At 45.0% G+C, this 17,812-nt stretch carries 16 protein-coding genes; 14 read left to right on the forward strand and 2 right to left on the reverse strand.

The window, feature by feature from the left end; translation table 11 throughout:
* The first annotated feature begins 61 nt into the window (after positions 1–61).
* The 4 genes from M5J74_RS18605 to M5J74_RS18620 all read left to right on the forward strand — a co-directional run bounded on the left by M5J74_RS18605 (position 62) and on the right by M5J74_RS18620 (position 2,891).
* A complete protein-coding gene (locus M5J74_RS18605; protein ID WP_106165914.1) occupies positions 62–370 on the forward strand; it encodes a hypothetical protein in 309 nt (102 codons plus the stop codon).
* A gap of 279 nt (positions 371–649) precedes the next feature.
* Positions 650–1,906 carry a phosphorylase gene (locus M5J74_RS18610; RefSeq protein WP_106165913.1) on the forward strand — a complete coding sequence of 419 codons (1,257 nt, stop codon included), beginning with the start codon at positions 650–652 and terminating at the stop codon, positions 1,904–1,906.
* Positions 1,907–2,003: 97 nt separating this feature from the next.
* Entirely contained in the window at positions 2,004–2,192 is a 189-nt protein-coding gene (locus M5J74_RS18615) for a hypothetical protein (protein ID WP_250012709.1), read from the forward strand.
* Positions 2,193–2,480: 288 nt separating this feature from the next.
* Entirely contained in the window at positions 2,481–2,891 is a 411-nt protein-coding gene (locus M5J74_RS18620; RefSeq protein ID WP_106216526.1) for a hypothetical protein, read from the forward strand.
* Here M5J74_RS18620 and M5J74_RS18625 read toward each other — a convergent pair.
* A complete protein-coding gene (locus tag M5J74_RS18625; protein WP_250012710.1) occupies positions 2,875–4,269 on the reverse strand; it encodes a HEAT repeat domain-containing protein in 1,395 nt (464 codons plus the stop codon). The two genes, M5J74_RS18620 and M5J74_RS18625, sit on opposite strands and share 17 nt — an antisense overlap.
* A gap of 26 nt (positions 4,270–4,295) precedes the next feature.
* Between M5J74_RS18625 and M5J74_RS32810 the strand changes: the two genes are divergently transcribed.
* Positions 4,296–4,421 carry a hypothetical protein gene (locus M5J74_RS32810; RefSeq protein WP_256498509.1) on the forward strand — a complete coding sequence of 42 codons (126 nt, stop codon included), beginning with the start codon at positions 4,296–4,298 and terminating at the stop codon, positions 4,419–4,421.
* A 233-nt stretch (positions 4,422–4,654) separates the two neighbouring features.
* On the opposite strand, the gene M5J74_RS18630 is transcribed toward M5J74_RS32810, so the two are convergent.
* A complete protein-coding gene (locus tag M5J74_RS18630) occupies positions 4,655–4,882 on the reverse strand; it encodes a hypothetical protein (protein WP_250012711.1) in 228 nt (75 codons plus the stop codon).
* A 103-nt stretch (positions 4,883–4,985) separates the two neighbouring features.
* On the opposite strand from M5J74_RS18630, the gene M5J74_RS18635 reads away from it, so the two are divergent.
* The 9 genes from M5J74_RS18635 to M5J74_RS18675 all read left to right on the forward strand — a co-directional run bounded on the left by M5J74_RS18635 (position 4,986) and on the right by M5J74_RS18675 (position 17,743).
* Positions 4,986–6,602 (forward strand): ferredoxin--nitrite reductase, encoded by a 1,617-nt coding sequence (locus M5J74_RS18635; protein ID WP_015155568.1) that lies wholly within the window; start codon positions 4,986–4,988, stop codon positions 6,600–6,602.
* A 79-nt stretch (positions 6,603–6,681) separates the two neighbouring features.
* Entirely contained in the window at positions 6,682–8,016 is a 1,335-nt protein-coding gene (locus M5J74_RS18640) for a CmpA/NrtA family ABC transporter substrate-binding protein (RefSeq protein WP_106168373.1), read from the forward strand.
* Between the two features lie 113 nt (positions 8,017–8,129).
* On the forward strand, positions 8,130–8,960 hold the full coding sequence (ntrB, locus tag M5J74_RS18645; protein ID WP_106168374.1) for a nitrate ABC transporter permease: 831 nt from the start codon (positions 8,130–8,132) through the stop codon (positions 8,958–8,960).
* Between the two features lie 92 nt (positions 8,961–9,052).
* The gene (locus M5J74_RS18650) at positions 9,053–11,053 is read left to right on the forward strand and encodes a nitrate ABC transporter ATP-binding protein (protein ID WP_106216523.1); all 2,001 of its coding nucleotides are present in this window, start codon (positions 9,053–9,055) and stop codon (positions 11,051–11,053) included.
* Between the two features lie 9 nt (positions 11,054–11,062).
* Positions 11,063–11,218: a hypothetical protein gene (locus M5J74_RS18655; protein WP_250012712.1), complete on the forward strand. Its 156-nt coding sequence runs from the start codon at positions 11,063–11,065 to the stop codon at positions 11,216–11,218.
* The gene (locus M5J74_RS18660) at positions 11,208–12,044 is read left to right on the forward strand and encodes an ABC transporter ATP-binding protein (RefSeq protein WP_106167779.1); all 837 of its coding nucleotides are present in this window, start codon (positions 11,208–11,210) and stop codon (positions 12,042–12,044) included. Before M5J74_RS18655 ends, M5J74_RS18660 begins: the two co-directional genes overlap by 11 nt.
* A gap of 498 nt (positions 12,045–12,542) precedes the next feature.
* A complete protein-coding gene (locus tag M5J74_RS18665) occupies positions 12,543–14,063 on the forward strand; it encodes a NarK family nitrate/nitrite MFS transporter (protein ID WP_106167778.1) in 1,521 nt (506 codons plus the stop codon).
* A 531-nt stretch (positions 14,064–14,594) separates the two neighbouring features.
* Entirely contained in the window at positions 14,595–16,811 is a 2,217-nt protein-coding gene (locus M5J74_RS18670; RefSeq protein ID WP_250012713.1) for a molybdopterin oxidoreductase family protein, read from the forward strand.
* A gap of 185 nt (positions 16,812–16,996) precedes the next feature.
* A complete protein-coding gene (locus M5J74_RS18675) occupies positions 16,997–17,743 on the forward strand; it encodes a sulfite exporter TauE/SafE family protein (protein ID WP_106167776.1) in 747 nt (248 codons plus the stop codon).
* Positions 17,744–17,812: the final 69 nt, after the last annotated feature.

The following is a 17,812-nucleotide window of genomic DNA, read 5'->3' on the forward strand; positions in this document are numbered from 1 at the left end:
TATCGTAAGCCGTAAGTGTTTTTTTACTTACGACTTACGACTTATTACTTACCCCTGTGTTATGGCAAAAACTCTGGGAGAACAGCTTTTAGCAGTGACTGTGCAACGCTCTCACCATGCAGGAACTCGTTCTAATTGCTGTAGTGTTTGTGGGAAACCCTTAAGTGGCGATCGAACTTCTAGCGATCGCCAAGTTGTAACTGAATCAGATTCAAGTCAAATACTCGTTTTTGGGCTAACTGTACTCATCGGTTTACCCATGCTTTGTGGTGGACTGTATCTACTCGGAAGTACGCTAGCAGATCTGCAAACTAAAGGGAGTCGCGCGAATCCGGCGATCGTCAATCGTTGCAACGTTCCCGCGCGCTAGCACTGATTATGCGATCGAATAGGTATCAAAATCTGTTTCTTGACTCCGGACTCCCCTGTACGGGCGCACATGTAGGGGCACACCGCTGTGCGCCCCTACCGACTCCCGCTTTTTACAGCAAGCACTGACAAATAAGTCAACTTTTCTATAGTTTCACGACAAAATACAATGTTTGATTCTAACTAATAGTTAAGTTGCAAATACTACCATTTTGCGTGGTTGCCAGTACTACTATCCTAATGACCTAGCGTTACAACAAGAGGGTAGGAGAGCAAAACCATGAAATTTAGCAAGAATACAACTATTAGCAGATTGCGTTGGTGGCAACTGCCTGTTTTGCTCTCTTTTGCGTCTCAGTTACCCGTCAGCACCACTCAAGCCGCACCGATTCAAGGGGAGTGTAAAGCTAATACTGATACAGTTCCCAGAATTGCTCTCGTTTCGGCATTTTCTGGTGAGGCAGATCGATTTATTGATGAAATGCGTTTGAATGACGGTCAAAATAAATTCGATGGCTGTCTAAATATTAACGGACATCGCTTTAGTAAGGGAAAATTGCGCGGTAAGAATGTCGTTGTCGTGCTGACTAATATTAGTATTGTCAACGCTACAATGGTGACGCAATTAACGCTAGACAAATTTAACGTCTCGAAAGTGATTTTTAGCGGGATCGCTGGTGGAGTTGGTGGGGTTGGGGCAAACGACGACGACCCTAATACCCCGAACGAGACACCCATCGGTTCGGTGACGATCCCCAAACGGTGGGCTTTCCCCCAAGAGACGTATTTCAATAACACGGCAGAAATTGTACCGTGTGCTTTCTCACCTGGACTTCAGCTCAATCACGTCTTGCAAGACCCCTTAGAGGAAGCTAAGACTTGCAATTTTTTATTAGGACAAGCATCAGAACCAGGGCAAGCTAACCCAGCAGGAATCTTTCAACCAGATGCTAAGAATGCTTTTTTACGCAATACAAATGTCAGTTCCGATCGCGCACCACAATTTTATTTCAACCAGAACAACGAACAAATCATCCGTCAAGTTCCATTCCCAGGTGCATCTGTAAATCCAGAGACAGATCAGGACTTAAAATTTTGGTTTACGGTGGATGAGGCAATGTTTAAAAAAGCAAGTCAGCTGGAAGTTAAGTTATTGGATTGTCCTCAAGTTGACCAGGCGGGAAATTGCGCTACTACGCCGATCGATCCACCACCTCAACTGATCGTCGGTCAAAATGGGGTCGCCGGACCTACATTTGTTGACAACGCCCAATATCGTAGATTTCTAGCGACAACTCTCAATTTTGACGAACAAGGCAACCGTAACGCTGAAACGGATGTATTAGTTGTCGATATGGAAACCACCGCATCGGCAATGGTAGCCTATTCTAATAACGTCCCTTTTATTGCTGTCAGAAGCGTTTCCGATTTAGCGGGTGGTGGCGAAGAGGCAGCAGCAACGCAAATCGGCACATTTTTTGCGATCGCGGCGGAAAATCAAGCACGGGTTGTATTTGCTCTCCTCGAAAAGCTGTGAGAGATCGATTGGCAACAACCTCGTTTGATATGACAAATGGTAGCCAACGCAGTATATATTGACTTCGTGCTACCTGTAATACCGGAGGGTTAGATTTATGTCTGCTCATGATGCTAATGCGCCTGCCCATCCTACAGACCCAACCATGTTGGATAAAGGATTGACTAAACGCGAATACATTGCCGCGATCGCCCTAGCCGCAACTGATGCTAGTGCAACAGCCCCAGAACGAGCCAAGCAAGCTGTTGAGTTGACAGATGCTCTGTTTAGGGCACTGCATGGTTAATTCATAATTCGTAATTCGTAATTATTACTTTGTCATTGTTGTTTTAGTTGCGAATTGCGAAGAATTAAGCGTTAATTAGTACCAACTACTTTATTTCTTCCGAGCTTTGTTTTATAATACCTATATTACAATGGTAATATTTGCAATTTTTAAAAATCTGAATATGTTTCCATTATGAGATAGATAGTAACAAAAACTTCGCACAAAATCAAGTAGCTTACCTACTGATGAAATAGAACTACCATAGCAATTTCTATAATTAGAGAAGGATAGCTACTCAGTAAAACAATGGAACGTGGTTTGATTTGGTTGCCACTGCTAGGATTATTTTTTTGGTTAGCTTGGCAGGGAAGAAACGAATTTCAAAAAGTAGAAGCCTACCAAAATTGGGCAAAACAATTTGAAAAGTCAAAATACGATATTTATGCGGTTTTGGGGCAGAATGGGAACGAATTAACTTGGGGAAAACCAACACGCACGGGACCCATTGACCTGAAAACTTTTTCTTTAGATCGGGTACAAGAAATTCACTTACTAGTAGAGGAAAAACCAGTAGCGTTGGAGACACCACCAAATAAAGGGAAAGCGATCGCGCTAGAATTTGTCATGCAAGATTCACAAGATACCGTGCGAATTCCCTTTACAGAGATCCCGATTGCTGTAGAGTGGGGTAAATATTTACTTAAAAAGAAGAATTAAGATCCCATTCTCGCAAAGCGATCGCCACTCCCTGTTGTAGTTGCGGTGAAATGTTAGCATCAGCAGCAAGTTGAGTTAACTGTTGATAGGCAGCAGTAGAATTTAACTGTTTGAGAGCAGCGATCGCGTGCAATTTGACGGCAAGATCTGAGTCTGCTAGTAATTGAATTAGCGATGGAATTGCTTGCATTTCACCCAATTGACCTAAAGACAAAGCGATCGCTTGCTTGAGTTTGGCATGTTGTGCTGCTAAGCGATTGGTACGCAGCAATTCGAGTAAAATCTCTGCTGCTTGTGGCTTTAAACTTAACTGTTCGACTCGTCCTAAAGCATGAATTGTTTCTTGCCAAATTGCGATTGAAGTTATTTGCTCGAAAACTTGCCGTAAATATTCCAGACTAGCTGAGGTTGCAATTCTGCCTAGAGCTAAGACAATTTCTATCTGTAAAGCGCTCGGCGTATGAGGAGACTGCAAGACTCGGAACAAACCTGTTGCAGCTCGATCCGTTCCTAATCTACCTAAACCGTTTGCAGCAGCTAGACAAACATCTATGCTGAAGTCATGCAATCTCAGCAGCAAGAGATCGACTAAATTCAATTCTTCACGTAAATCGGGGCGAAAACTCAAGCCAGTAACGGCTTCTTTTCTCACTTTTGCCCTCAAATCGCTTAAAGCTTCAATTAAAATGGGGGGAATTTTAGGATCGTGAAAGCTACTCAAAGCTTCGATCGCGATCGCTCTAATTTCCACATCTGAGTCTCGCACAACGCTGAGTAGAGGCTCGATTGTTTCTTTAGTACGAATATAGGCAAGCGATCGCGTAGCTAGCGCTCTGGTATTCTCTCGCTCTAACAACTTTGTAATTGCAGATACAGCATTCGAGCCAATTTCTGCTAAAGCTGCGGCTGCTATTCCCTGTTCTTCTGGATTTGCTGATGTTTGCAACAACTCTACCAAAGCGGCGATCGCTTCTGGATCGTCAAAAGTCCCCAAACTCCGCACGGCAAACCAGCGCAATTCTTCATCCGCATCTTCATCTGCCAAAATCTCCAATAAAGATGCGATCGCCTCTCGTCCGAATTTAGGCAGTAACTTTGCCACATCCCACCGTTGATGAAAATCTCCCCACGTCAAAATATCGATTGCCCATGTTAGGGGAGACGGTAGGGGCGCACTGCTGTGCGCCCGTACAGAGGAGTCGGGAGTCGGCGAGAAGAGAGCTGGGGAAGCTGAGGGAGAAAATGGAGTTCCGAATTCCGCATTCCGAATTCCGAATTCTGAGATGAGTTGCTGAAGGCATTGGAGTAGCAACGCCCAGTTAGAAGCAGCGTGGGCGAGTTGTGCCTGTTCTAACAAATTAGCAGTTTGTAAATTCACGGTTAAATTACTGCGATTTGAATTAGATGATTGTCAGGGAGCAGGGAAGAGAGCTGAGGGAGCTGAGGGAGCAACTACCAATTACCAATTACCAATTACCAACTACCAATTTCCCACACCCCGTTCGCCGATCGCTGGCAACTGATAACTGATTTCAGTCTGACCTAATTGAGACATGCTACATCCGTCTTTGTACCGATTTCTATGTCATATCTGCATAGAAATGATGCAAAAAATTCAATAAAAGCAATGATTTGTTACTTAAGTTACGAATTGGTAGGAAAAATCCGCGTAAGTTAGTTTTTAACGAGCAAGCAACACGGGTTGGCACTCGATCGAACTGCGATCCATCAAATATTCAGACTGCAAAGACTGGGGTTGTTGCTCAAATTCGGAGGGTTAATCGTACAGAAGGCGATCGCAAAGTATCGAATGTATCAAAAATACAGGGATGACTTTTCATATGATGCCATTTTAAAGCCATTTTAAAATAACTGCGTGGTGTCTTGTCTGATTCCAACCTCAAACGAAAAGAAGGTGCGTCGCGAACGCCCATCATACCGATGAAAAGAAGATTTTGCCAAGGAAGACAACGGACAGCAGGTTGTAACAAAATCTAACAGATGACAGAAACTTAGAACTAGCGGAATTTTTGATTTTTTCAACATAAGTGCTGGTAGTGGCACGGACATAGCAGATAACAGGAATAAAGCCATATGACGGACGCAGCAACCTCCAAGGCAAGTCTGAATAAATTTGAAAAATTTAAGGCAGAGAAAGATGGTCTTGCGGTTAAAGCAGAGATCGAGCAATTTGCCTCTATTGGTTGGGAAGCAATGGATGAAACAGATCGCGACCATCGCCTTAAGTGGCTAGGCGTGTTCTTTCGTCCAGTCACTCCAGGTAAATTCATGATGCGGCTGCGGATGCCTAATGGCATTATCACCACCCATCAGATGCGAGTCCTGGGTGAAGTCCTGCAACGCTATGGCGATGACGGTAGCGCAGACATCACTACCAGACAGAATATTCAGCTGCGGGGCATTCGGATTGAAGACTTGCCAGAGATCTTTCAAAAGTTTGCTGCTGTGGGATTAACCAGCATCCAATCGGGGATGGATAACGTCCGTAACATTACTGGCGATCCACTAGCAGGACTCGATACCGAAGAGTTATTTGACACGCGAGACTTAGTGCATCAAGTGCAAGACGCAATCACCAATTACGGTGAAGGAAACCCAGAATTCACCAACCTACCGCGAAAATTTAATATTGCCATTACTGGTGGTCGCGATAACTCCGTCCATGCAGAGATCAACGATCTTGCTTTTGTTCCGGCGTTTAAGGGCGGGAGTCGGGAGTCGGTAGGGGCGCACGGCTGTGCGCCCGTACAGGAGAGTCAGGAAAAAGAATTTGGTTTTAATATCCTAGTTGGTGGTTTCTTTTCTGCTAAACGTTGCGAGGCGGCGGTTCCTTTAGATGCTTGGGTAGCACCAGAAGATGTAGTTGCTGTATGCAAAGCAGTTTTGGAAGTTTATAGAGATAATGGACTGCGAGCCAATCGACAAAAAGCTCGCTTGATGTGGTTGATTGACGAGTGGGGGATGGAAAAATTCCGTCTAGCTGTAGAAACCCGAATGGGTAAATCTTTGCGATCGGCAGCCGCTAAAGACGAAATTGACTGGGAAAAACGCGACCACATTGGCGTCTACCCTCAAAAACAGCCAGGACTAAACTACATCGGCTTACACGTTCCTGTCGGACGGCTCTACGCTCAAGATATGTTTGAAGTAGCGCGGTTGGCAGAAGTTTATGGTAGTGGTGAGATTCGCCTGACTGTAGAACAAAACATAATTATTCCCAACATTCCCGATTCGCGTCTCGGAACCTTCCTGGCGGAACCACTCTTACAACGCTTCTCCATAGAACCCGAAACGCTAACCCGAGGACTCGTATCATGTACGGGCGCTCAGTTCTGTAACTTTGCCTTGATTGAAACTAAAAATCGAGCGCTGGCAACAATTAAGGCGCTAGAGGCAGAACTAAGATTTACTCAACCAGTCCGCATTCACTGGACGGGATGCCCTAACTCCTGCGGACAACCCCAGGTAGCGGACATTGGACTGATGGGAACCAAAGTCCGTAAAGATGGCAAAGCTGTAGAAGGTGTTGATATCTACATGGGTGGCAAAGTCGGCAAGGATGCTCATTTAGGTAGCTGCATCACGAAGGGAATTCCCTGCGATGATTTGCAGCCAGTATTGCGCAATTTACTCGTCGAGCATTTCGGCGCTAGACCGAGGCAAGAAGTTGCAATAGGGGCTAGAGGCTAGGGAAAGAAGTCAAAAGTCAAAATCTACCTCTCGCCAATTACCAATTACCAATTACTCATTACCAATTACCACTTCAAGAATGACCAAGTTTACAAGACGGCAATTCATCATTACCACAAGTGCAGCAGCGGCAGGTTCAGCTTTAGTTCACGGCTGTAGTTCAAGCAACACGGCAAGTAACAATACCTCTACTACGAATACTAGTTCGACAGCTAATGTTAGTCCCGTTGCCGACGCTCCCAAAGTGGAGACGACTACAGCAAGGTTAGGCTTTATCGCCCTGACTGATTCTGCACCCTTGATTATTGCTGCGGAAAAGGGACTTTTTGCCAAATACGGCATGACTGATGTGAAGGTGGAAAAGCAAGCCTCTTGGCCCGTCACCCGCGATAATTTAACACTAGGTTCTGGTGGTGGTGGGATTGATGGGGCACATATCCTTACGCCAATGCCTTACCTAATGAGCTTGGGAACGATTACTGAGGGTAAAAAGGTTCCCATGTACATTCTGGCAAGGTTGAATACCAACGGTCAGGCAATTTCTGTTGCTGAAACTTACAAGGAGTTAAAGGTAGCTAAGGAAAGCACGCCACTCAAGGAAGCCTTCGCTAAATCTAAAGCTGCTGGCAAAGATCTCAAGGTAGCCATGACCTTTCCTGGCGGGACACACGACTTATGGATTCGTTACTGGCTAGCGGCTGGTGGTGTTAATCCTGACTCTGATGTTTCGGTCGTCCCCGTTCCACCACCGCAAATGGTCGCCAACATGAAAGTGGGCAACATGGAAGCTTTCTGTGTCGGAGAACCTTGGAATGCCCAACTGGTAAACCAAAAGCGGGGTTATACAGCTTTGGTAACTGGAGAGTTGTGGAACGACCACCCAGAAAAAGCTTTTGCAATGCGGGCTGACTGGGTAGATAAGAACCCCAATGCGGCGAAAGCATTATTGATGGCAGTACAAGAAGCCCAACAATGGTGTGAAAAAGCAGAAAACAAAGAGGAGATGGTGAATATCGTTTCCCAGCAGAAGTGGTTTAGAGTCCCAGCTAAAGATATTATCGAGCGAGCTAAGGGCAACATTGACTACGGCGACGGTCGTACAGAAGAGAACTACGCCCACAAAATGAAGTTCTGGGCAGACAATGCTTCTTATCCCTATAAGAGCCACGACCTGTGGTTTTTGACGGAAAATATTCGCTGGGGTTATATTCCGGCAAATACCGACACGAAGAAACTCGTAGACCAGGTAAATCGCGAAGATCTATGGAAAGAAGCTGCTAAAGCAATTGGCGTACCAGATGCAGAGATTCCTAAGAGTTCTTCCCGTGGTGTGGAAACTTTCTTTGATGGGGTCAAATTCGATCCGGCTAATCCCGAAGCTTATTTGAAGAGTCTAAAGATTAAGAAAGCTTAATGATGGGCTAGGGAAAGAAGAACTCCTGTAGAGACGTTATATGTAACGTCTCTACAATTCCCGACTCCCGACTCCCGCAATTCTTTATATAAACGTAGAAGCATAGGAGGAGCATGACCGCAACGTTAGATCGTTCGAGAAAAAGTTTACAGCAGAAAGCGATCGCCAAGTTTATCGCTAAAAAAGTGATTCCGCCCATCGTGGCGATCGCCATTTTTGCATTGATTTGGCAGTTACTTACAATGAGTGGGATTCTTGCTTTGCCTTCGCCGATCGAGGTAATTCAAGAAACATGGGACCCTTACATCATCAATCCCTTTTTTGATAATGGCGGGACAGATAAGGGATTAGCATTACAAATTCTGGCTAGTTTGGGACGGGTCGCAATCGGTTTTTCCCTCTCAGCTATTGTCGGAATTACTCTGGGAATTCTAATTGGCTCGAATGAATTTGTTTACAACGCTGTAGACCCGATTTTTCAAGTTCTTAGAACCGTTCCACCTTTGGCATGGTTGCCATTATCGTTAGCAGCATTACAACAATCCAATCCTTCCGCAATTTTTGTAATTTTCATTACAGCAATTTGGCCCATCATCATCAACACAACAGTGGGCGTACAACAACTGCCTCAAGATTATCGCAACGTCGCCAGAGTTCTCAAACTCAGAGGAAAAAAATATTTCTTTAAAATTCTGTTTCCCGCCACCGTGCCTTACATCTTTACAGGTTTGAGAATCGGGATCGGTTTATCTTGGTTAGCAATTGTTGCCGCAGAAATGTTAGTTGGTGGAGTCGGCATCGGCTTTTTTATCTGGGATGCTTATAACAGCTCTTTATTAAGTCAAATCATCATCGCACTGATTTATGTTGGTGTTGTCGGTCTGCTATTAGACAGATTAGTGGCTTTCATTGCTAGTAAAGTCGTTCCAGAAGAACAAAACTAGCTAATAGCTAATGGTTAATAGTTAATAGCAATCAGCAATCAACTATTAGCAATTAGCAACTACCAACTACCAATTACCAACTACCAATTACCATGTCAGTTTTTGTTGAAGTTGACCACGTTGATAGAATATTTTCATTGCCAAATGGTAGTACCTATACGGCACTGAAAAATATTGAATTAAAAATTAAACAGGGTGAGTTTATTTCCTTAGTCGGTCACTCTGGTTGCGGCAAATCTACGCTACTAAATATTATTGCTGGTCTAGACCGTGCTAGTCGTGGTGGTGTAATTCTAGAAGGACGGCAGGTAAAAGAACCTGGACCCGATCGCATGGTGGTATTTCAAAACTACTCTCTACTGCCCTGGATGACAGTGTACGAGAATATCTCGCTGGCGGTTGATGAAGTTTACAAAAATCAAACCAAGGCAGAAAGACGATCGACTGTCGAACATCACATCGATTTAGTCGGCTTGCGTCACGCTAGAGATAAGCGTCCGGGCGAACTTTCTGGAGGAATGAAACAACGGGTGGCGATCGCTCGTGCTTTGGCAATTCGTCCTAAGTTGCTGCTACTCGACGAACCCTTTGGGGCGTTAGATGCTTTAACGCGGGGCGGTTTGCAAGAACAGTTGATGAAAATCTGCGAAGAAAGTCACGTTACTTGTGTCATGGTGACACACGATGTAGATGAAGCCTTGCTGCTGAGCGATCGCATTGTCATGCTCACCAACGGTCCTGAAGCACAAATCGGACAAATTCTGGATGTCAACATTCCCCGTCCCCGTCAGCGGATGGAAGTTGTCAATCATCCCAGCTACTACGCTATGCGTAACGAGCTGATTTACTTCCTCAACCAACAAAAACGCATCAAGCAGCGCAAAGCAAAACAACACGTCGTCGTTGCTGGCAATGGCTTAGAAAAAGTCAATTTAGAAATCGGCTTTATTCCGCTGACCGACTGCGCCCCGTTGCTAGTCGCCAAAGAAAAAGGCTTCTTTGCTAAATACGGCTTAACCGATGTCACCCTCAGCCGCGAACCGAGTTGGAAGGAAATCGCTAAGGGGGTAGGTACGGGACGCTTAGACGCTGCCCAAATGGTTGCAGGAATGCCCTTAGCCATGACTTTAGGGGCGGGTGGTAAAACTCCTATCCCCATCGTCAGCGCCCTGACTCTTTCCCGTAACGGTAACGCCATTACGCTGAGCAAAAAGTTTTTCGAGCAAGGAGTTAGAACCCTAGCCGACTTAAAAGCCGCGATCGCTTCTGACTCCGATACCGTCCACACCTTCGGTATGGTACACCCAGCCTCAATGCACAACTTGCTGCTGCGTTACTGGTTGGCGAGTGGTGGCATTCATCCCGATGAAGATGTCAGCTTAACGGTGATTCCGCCACCGCAAATGGTAGCTAATCTCAGAGCTGGAAACATCGACGGTTATTGTGTTGGCGAACCTTGGAATTCCCGTGCCGTTTACGAAGAATTAGGATTTGTCGTTGCCACCGATTTAGACTTGTGGGCGGGACATCCAGAAAAAGTTTTAGGCGTGCGGGAAGAATGGGCAAACCAATATCCACAGACCCACGTTGCCCTAGTTAAAGCCTTATTAGAAGCTTGCGACTACTGCGACGATCGCCGCCATCGGGAAGAAATTCTCGAATTACTCTGCCGACCGGAATACGTCGGTTCCGATCCCGCTTACACCCGTCCTGGGTTCCTCGATCCCTACAATCGCGGCGACGGTTCCGCACCCCAACAACTATTGCATTTCAACCAATTCCACGTAGACAAAGCCAACTATCGCGATCGCACCGATCTGCTGTGGATCTTGACTCAGTTGGCACGCTGGGGATTAGTTCCATTTCCGAAAAACTGGGTGGAAGTCCTCGATCGCGTCAGCCGTAACGATGTATTTGGCATCGCCGCCCGCGAACTTGGATTTATGGACATTGGACACGATCCCCAACCCATCAAGCTATTTGACGGCAAAATTCTCTATCCCGATCGCCCGATTGACTACCTCAACAGTTTGGAAATCAAACACCAAATCCGCGTCGAAGAAATTGCGATCGATCCTATAGTCACTGTTTAAAAAAGGGTAATGGGTAATGGGTATTACCAACCACCAATTACCAACTACCAATTACCAACTACTCCTGTGTACGGACGGGTTCACGCGAAATCTCTGATAGTAGTAAAAACTCTTGGTAAACCCGCCCCTACAACTCCCTACTCCCTCAAGAAACATGCAAATTAGAGAAACTCAATCTTTAGTCCAAGTCACTCAAAATCAAACTCGCGAACCATTTCTAGTTATAGAGGATGTTTCCAAGGTCTATCCTACAAAAAATGGTCCATACACAGTTTTAAAAGATGTTAATTTCACAGCTTGCGAAGGTGAGTTTATCTGTCTGATCGGTCACTCTGGCTGCGGCAAGACTACCCTGCTAAACATGGTGGCAGGATTTAACAAACCGACTACGGGAGAAGTTCGGCTGCAAAACGATCGCGTCACCGAACCAGGACCGGAACGGATGATGGTGTTTCAAAATTACTCCCTGCTGCCTTGGATGACGGCGTTTGATAACGTTTATCTATCCATTGATGCCGTCCATCCCAATATGCCGGCGGCGCAGAAAAAAGCGCTCGCTAAAGAGCATTTAGCAATGGTAGGACTGACGGAAGCTGCCGATAAAAAGCCGCGTCAGCTATCTGGAGGAATGAAACAACGAGTGGCGATCGCCCGTGCTTTAGCTATTCGTCCCCAAATCCTGATCCTCGACGAACCTTTCGGGGCGCTGGATGCCATTACCAAAGAGGAACTCCAAGAAGAACTGCTAACAATTTGGCGAGAACACCGCGTCACCGTGTTGATGATCACGCACGACATTGACGAAGCCCTATTTTTATCCGATCGAACGATCATGATGACCAACGGTCCTTCGGCAACGATTGGTGAAGTTGTGGAGATTCCCTTCCCTCGTCCGCGCCAACGCGCCCGTATCATCGAAGATCCCCGTTACTACGAACTGCGCAACCACATCCTCGACTTCTTGTATCATCGTCATGCCCATGTGGAGTAGAGAGTGGCTGGACTATTTTCTAGTCACCAGTCACTAATCACTGATAGCTGAAAACGGCGATCGCTCCGACATTTAGGCGATCGCTATTTTTTTGCAATCTGTCTTTGGGTGGTAAATATGCATGAAAATGCATGAACACTATGCGTTTATTTCATAATTAATGTAATTTCGTTACAAAATATACGAAACTTCTGGCTTTAGTAATCCAATCTAGAGTAGTAACCAGTATTGAAAGTGCCATTAAAAATTCAGACACAATCACTTTTCTATCAGTGTTATGGATGTAATTTGTGCAAATAAAAAGTCAAGCCAGCAAATGTTTACGGTATGGTTCGCCAATATTTTCGACACTGATAGAACTTTTTCAAACTGGTAAAAGATAGCCTAATTCAGACTTATAGAACCCAATAGCTCTTACAACACTCTTGAGGCAATTCACAGAATTGCTAACAGCACAACTTTTGCAATTCCTCTTCTTTTGACTTAGGAAGTCATCTCATGCTCAAAGGCTTAATTTCATTCCAGGGTCGCTATCGCATCTTACATCAAACGTGGTTTGCTTTCTTTTTAACTTTCGTTTGTTGGTTTAACTTTGCACCCTTTGCCGGATTAATTCAGAAAGAACTTCATTTAAGCGATCCGCAAAAAACAACTCTCCTCATCTGCAACGTAGCACTGACAATTCCAGCTCGTATTATTATCGGTATGCTGCTGGATCGGTTTGGTCCAAGAATTACCTACTCTTTTCTGTTGATGTTTGCTGTAGTTCCTTGTATGGCAACAGCGATGTCTCACGATTTCAACCAATTGGTATGGAGTCGTTTGTTGATGGGGATTGTCGGTTCTGGATTTGTCATCGGCATTCGCATGGTGTCTGAGTGGTTCCCGCCCAAAGATATTGGTATTGCTCAAGGTGTGTATGGCGGCTGGGGTAACTTTGGGGCTTTTGGTGCTGAATTTGCTCTCCCAATTCTTGCAGTAGCTACTGGCTTTGTTGCAGGTGGTGCATCTAACTGGCGTTTGGCAGTTGCCTTTACAGGTATTGTTGCTGCAATTTACGGTGTTATCTACTTCAATACTGTCCAAGATACTCCTAGCGGTAAAGTTTACAAGCGTCCTAAGAAAAATGGCGCGATGGAAGTCACCAGCAAAGGCAGTTTTTATGCCATGCTGCTGTCAAATTTCGGTTTGATTTTCGCTCTTGGTTTGTTAGCTTGGCGTTTGGCTCAACCTAAAATTCACTTCCTCAGCCAAAGCCAAATGTATATTGTTTGGATTGGACTATTAGGATTGTATGCTTACCAAACTTATCAAGCTTGGCGCGTCAATAAAGAGTTATTAACCGGACAAAAAATCTACTCTGCATCCGAACGCTATCAATTTCGTCAAGTCGCTTTACTCGAATTTACTTACGTCACTAATTTTGGTTCGGAATTGGCAGCAGTTTCTATGCTCCCAATCTTCTTTGAAACAACTTTTAGCTTGGATCATCATATGGCAAGTATTATTGCCTCATGCTATCCATTCTTAAACTTAGTTTCTCGTCCTAGTGGTGGTTTAATTTCTGATAAATTAGGTTCGCGCAAATGGACGATGACAGTTATTTCGGTTGGAATTGGGATTAGCTACTTACTCGCTTATGAAATTAATGGGAGCTGGGCTTTACCACTAGCGATCGCCGTGACAATGCTCTCTGCTTACTTTGCTCAAGCTGGTTGTGGTGCAACTTACGGGATCGTACCTCTGATTAAAAAAGAAATTACCGGACAAATTTCTGGTAACGTCGGAGCATATGGTAACTTTGGTGGGGTAATTTATTTAACAATTCTCAGCCTAACCAATGCCCGTACTTTGTTTGCCACAATGGGAATTGCTGCTCTAATTTGTGCTAGCTTGTGCGCCTTCTTCTTGAAGGAACCAAAAGGCTCTTTTGCTGAAGATTATGAGGCTACTGCTGCAACAGATACACCAGAACACGCGCTACCAAGTAGTTCTATATTGGCAGAGGAATTAGAATAAAATCTCTTGCTGCATTCCACCTACCTAATCTTTATACGGGATAACGCAGGTAAATTTTAAACTGCGTTATCCTAGTTTTCTATTATTAGCACCCAACGACGCTTATAAAAGAAAGTTATCAGTTGCCAACTACCAATTACCAATTACCAATTACCAATTATCAATCACAGCGATCGCTAAAAGTTCTTTAAAATACTATATTTGTTTGCTTCTATCTACGGTTATAATTTTTACTAGGACTGATTGAGGTAAATAGTATATCTGGACATCAAAATTAAATAGGATCTGTTCGAGCTATTTCGATTTTGATTATGTCAGAACTTTCAGACAATTTTACTCTTGAAAACGGTATTTGTGTAACATTTTCTACAGACTAAAATTTCAAACGTGGGTATGTTGTCTGGTAATGTAGAATCGTGGTTTAAAGTGCTGAAAAACTGTCAAATTTATCAAATTTACTGAAAGAGCTTCTAATAATTCTCCAACTTTAAATCTGTAGCCCATTAACGAAAAAATTGCGGTAACACTGTCATGACTGACTCCACCAAAACCCTATGTCCTTATTGTGGTGTCGGCTGCGGCTTAGAAGTCTCACCCCCAGCCGCTGCTGGCAAAGCGACCAATCGAGACAGTCAAGGGAATCCAGTCTGGAAAGTGAGAGGTGATAAAGCCCATCCTTCCAGTCAAGGAATGGTGTGCGTCAAAGGCGCGACAATAGCAGAAGCGATCGCCAAAAGCCGCTTACGCTATCCAATGGTGAGAGACTCGCTCAATGAAGAGTTCCGCCAGGTAAGCTGGGAAGAAGCACTAGAAAAAATCGTCAATCGCATTCAAACAGTTCGCCTGACTCAAGGGGCTGATGCAATTTGCATGTATGGTTCCGGTCAGTTTCAGACCGAAGACTATTACATCGCGCAAAAACTCATGAAGGGGTGTTTGGGGACGAATAACTTTGATGCCAATTCTCGCCTGTGCATGTCGTCCGCGGTATCTGGTTACATACAGAGTTTTGGTGCTGACGGTCCTCCCTGTTGCTACGAAGATTTAGAACAAACCGATTGCGCTTTTTTAATCGGTACGAACACTGCTGAGTGTCATCCAATTGTTTTCAACCGCCTCAACAAATACTGCAAGCAGAACCGCAACGTCAAAATGGTCGTTGTCGATCCCCGCTACACAACTACGGCGGAAGCTGCTGACTTGCATCTGGCGATTCATCCTGGGACGGATATCGACTTACTTAACGGGATCGCCCATTTGTTAATGCGTTGGGGCTGTATCGACTTAGATTTTATTGAAGATTGTACGAGTAATTTTCCTGCTTATGCAGAGGTAATTCAAGATTACACCCCAGAGATGGTGGCGCAAAAATGCGGAATCTCTGCTGCCGATTTAGAGACGGCGGCGCGATACTGGAAAGAATCGAAGCGCGTCCTATCTATGTGGTCGATGGGCGTAAACCAGTCTTCAGAAGGTACGGCAAAGGTCAGAACCATTATCAACTTGCACCTCATGACAGGGCAAATTGGCAAGCCTGGTGCGGGTCCATTTTCCCTCACGGGACAGCCGAATGCAATGGGCGGACGGGAAGCAGGGGGATTGGCACATCTGCTTCCAGGTTACCGCAGCGTGAAAAATCCACAACACCGCGCCGAGTTAGAGCAACTTTGGGGTCTGCCAACTGGTAGTATATCTTCTGAGGTTGGTAGAAATACTTGGGAAATTATCACGGGCTTGGAGTCAGGGGAAGTCGGCGTATTGTGGATTGCAGCAACTAACCCAGCTGTAAGTATGCCAGATTTGGAAAGGACGAAAGCAGCACTATTGCGATCGCCTTTTACCATTTACCAAGATGCCTACTATCCTACTGAAACTGCTGCCTACGCCCACGTCTTGCTTCCCGCCGCACAGTGGAGTGAAAAGACGGGCGTAATGACAAATTCCGAACGGCGCGTAACTCTGTGTAGTGCCTTTCGTCAGCCACCAGGAGAAGCTAAAGCAGACTGGGAAATCTTTGCTGAAGTCGGCAGAAGGTTGGGCTTTACCGAACAGTTTGCTTTTTCTGCTGCCACCCAAGTTTACGCTGAATTTACCAAAGTTACGCGCGATCGCCCTTGCGACATGTCAGGATTGAGTCACGAACGCCTCCGCGCCGAAGGACCGCAGCAATGGCCCTGTCCCGAATCTGAGTTAGGTAAATCGGATCGTCACGAAAAAGCCAAACGGTTGTATACAGATTTTAAATTCCATACCCCTGATGGTAGGGCGAAGTTCGCCGCCTATCACTCGCGGGGACTGGCAGAACCACCCGATCCGCAATATCCTTATGTCCTGACAAACGGACGATTATACGGGCATTGGCACACCCTAACTCGCACGGGCAGAATTGATAAAATTCAACAGATGCATCCCAACCCATTTATCGAAATTCATCCCCGCGATGCTGCGAGTTTGAAAATTAACAATGATGATTGGGTAGAAGTGCGATCGCGACGCGGTAAAGCTAAATTTCCTGCTAAAGTAACAAAAGCGATCGCCCCTGGTACGGTGTTTGTGCCGATGCACTGGGGGGCATTGTGGGCAGAACAAGCTGAAGCAAATGCCCTCACCCATCCCGAATCTTGTCCTGATTCCAAACAGCCAGAATTAAAAGCTTGTGCGGTGCAACTGATTCCTCTGAGTAACAACTTTTTCTCATATCAAGAAGCAGAGCAATACGATCCTACGCCCTCGCCTATTTCCGTGTAAGTAAAACAGTTCAAAAGTCAAATTCAAAAGTCAAAATTTCAGAAGGTACAAGCCTCTAACGAATCTCTGTGTCTGCCTCTAGCTACAGTAACGTAAAGAGTGCAGATTCGAGTAGCAACGGATGCAAGTAAAGAGTTAAAGTAAATACTTAAGATTATAAAGATTTATTAAAGGCGATCGCCTCTATGACGGTTCTCCTGTTGGCAGTGTCGAGCTTTATTGCTTGGGTTATTAGTAGCTTAGCTGGTGGGGGAAGTCCGTTTATTATTATTCCGATGGTAAACTTCCTGCTGGAAACGCCAGCTATTCCGCCAGTCGTGACCACAGGCATGTTATTGGGGAACTTGCAACGAGTTTTTGTTTTTTGGCAAGATATAGACTGGCGGCTAACTTGGTGGTATTTGCCTGGTGCAGTGTCGGGGGCGATTTTGGGTGCGATCGCATTTACTCAAACTCATCTAGAGTGGATACAAACTCTACTAGGGCTATTTTTAGTCAGTTCTGCTTTCAGTATGTTTGTAGGCGAGAGCAAACCATCTTTTCAAGTACCAGGTTGGGTTTTCTTACCCGCTGGGTTTATTCACGCTTTTCTCTCAGGCTTACTCGGTAGTATTGGTCCAATCTTAAATCCACTGTATTTAAATTACGGCTTATTCAAAGAAAAAATGATCGGCACGAAATCCGCCCATGTTCTAGTAGTACATATAGCCAAAATGTGTACTTACGCTAGCTTGGGAGCATTTACCAAATCGTATCTCTGGTATGGATTAGTCATTGGGATGGCAGCAATTCCGGCAAACTGGGTAGGACAGCAAATGTTACAGAAAATGAGTAACGAGCAGTTTCACAAGTTTGTGACTGTGCTGATAACTATTAGCGGTTTATCAATATTGTGGAATCAAAGAAAATTTTTTGCTATTTTGTTGCAATGAGATTAAGACTGCCGCACTCACGTTAAGATAGATCGCAAAAGCGATACACCAAACGGTAGCTCGGACTCG

The sequence above is a fragment of the Chroococcidiopsis sp. CCNUC1 genome, assembly GCF_023546805.1.
Taxonomy (GTDB): domain Bacteria; phylum Cyanobacteriota; class Cyanobacteriia; order Cyanobacteriales; family Chroococcidiopsidaceae; genus Chroococcidiopsis; species Chroococcidiopsis thermalis.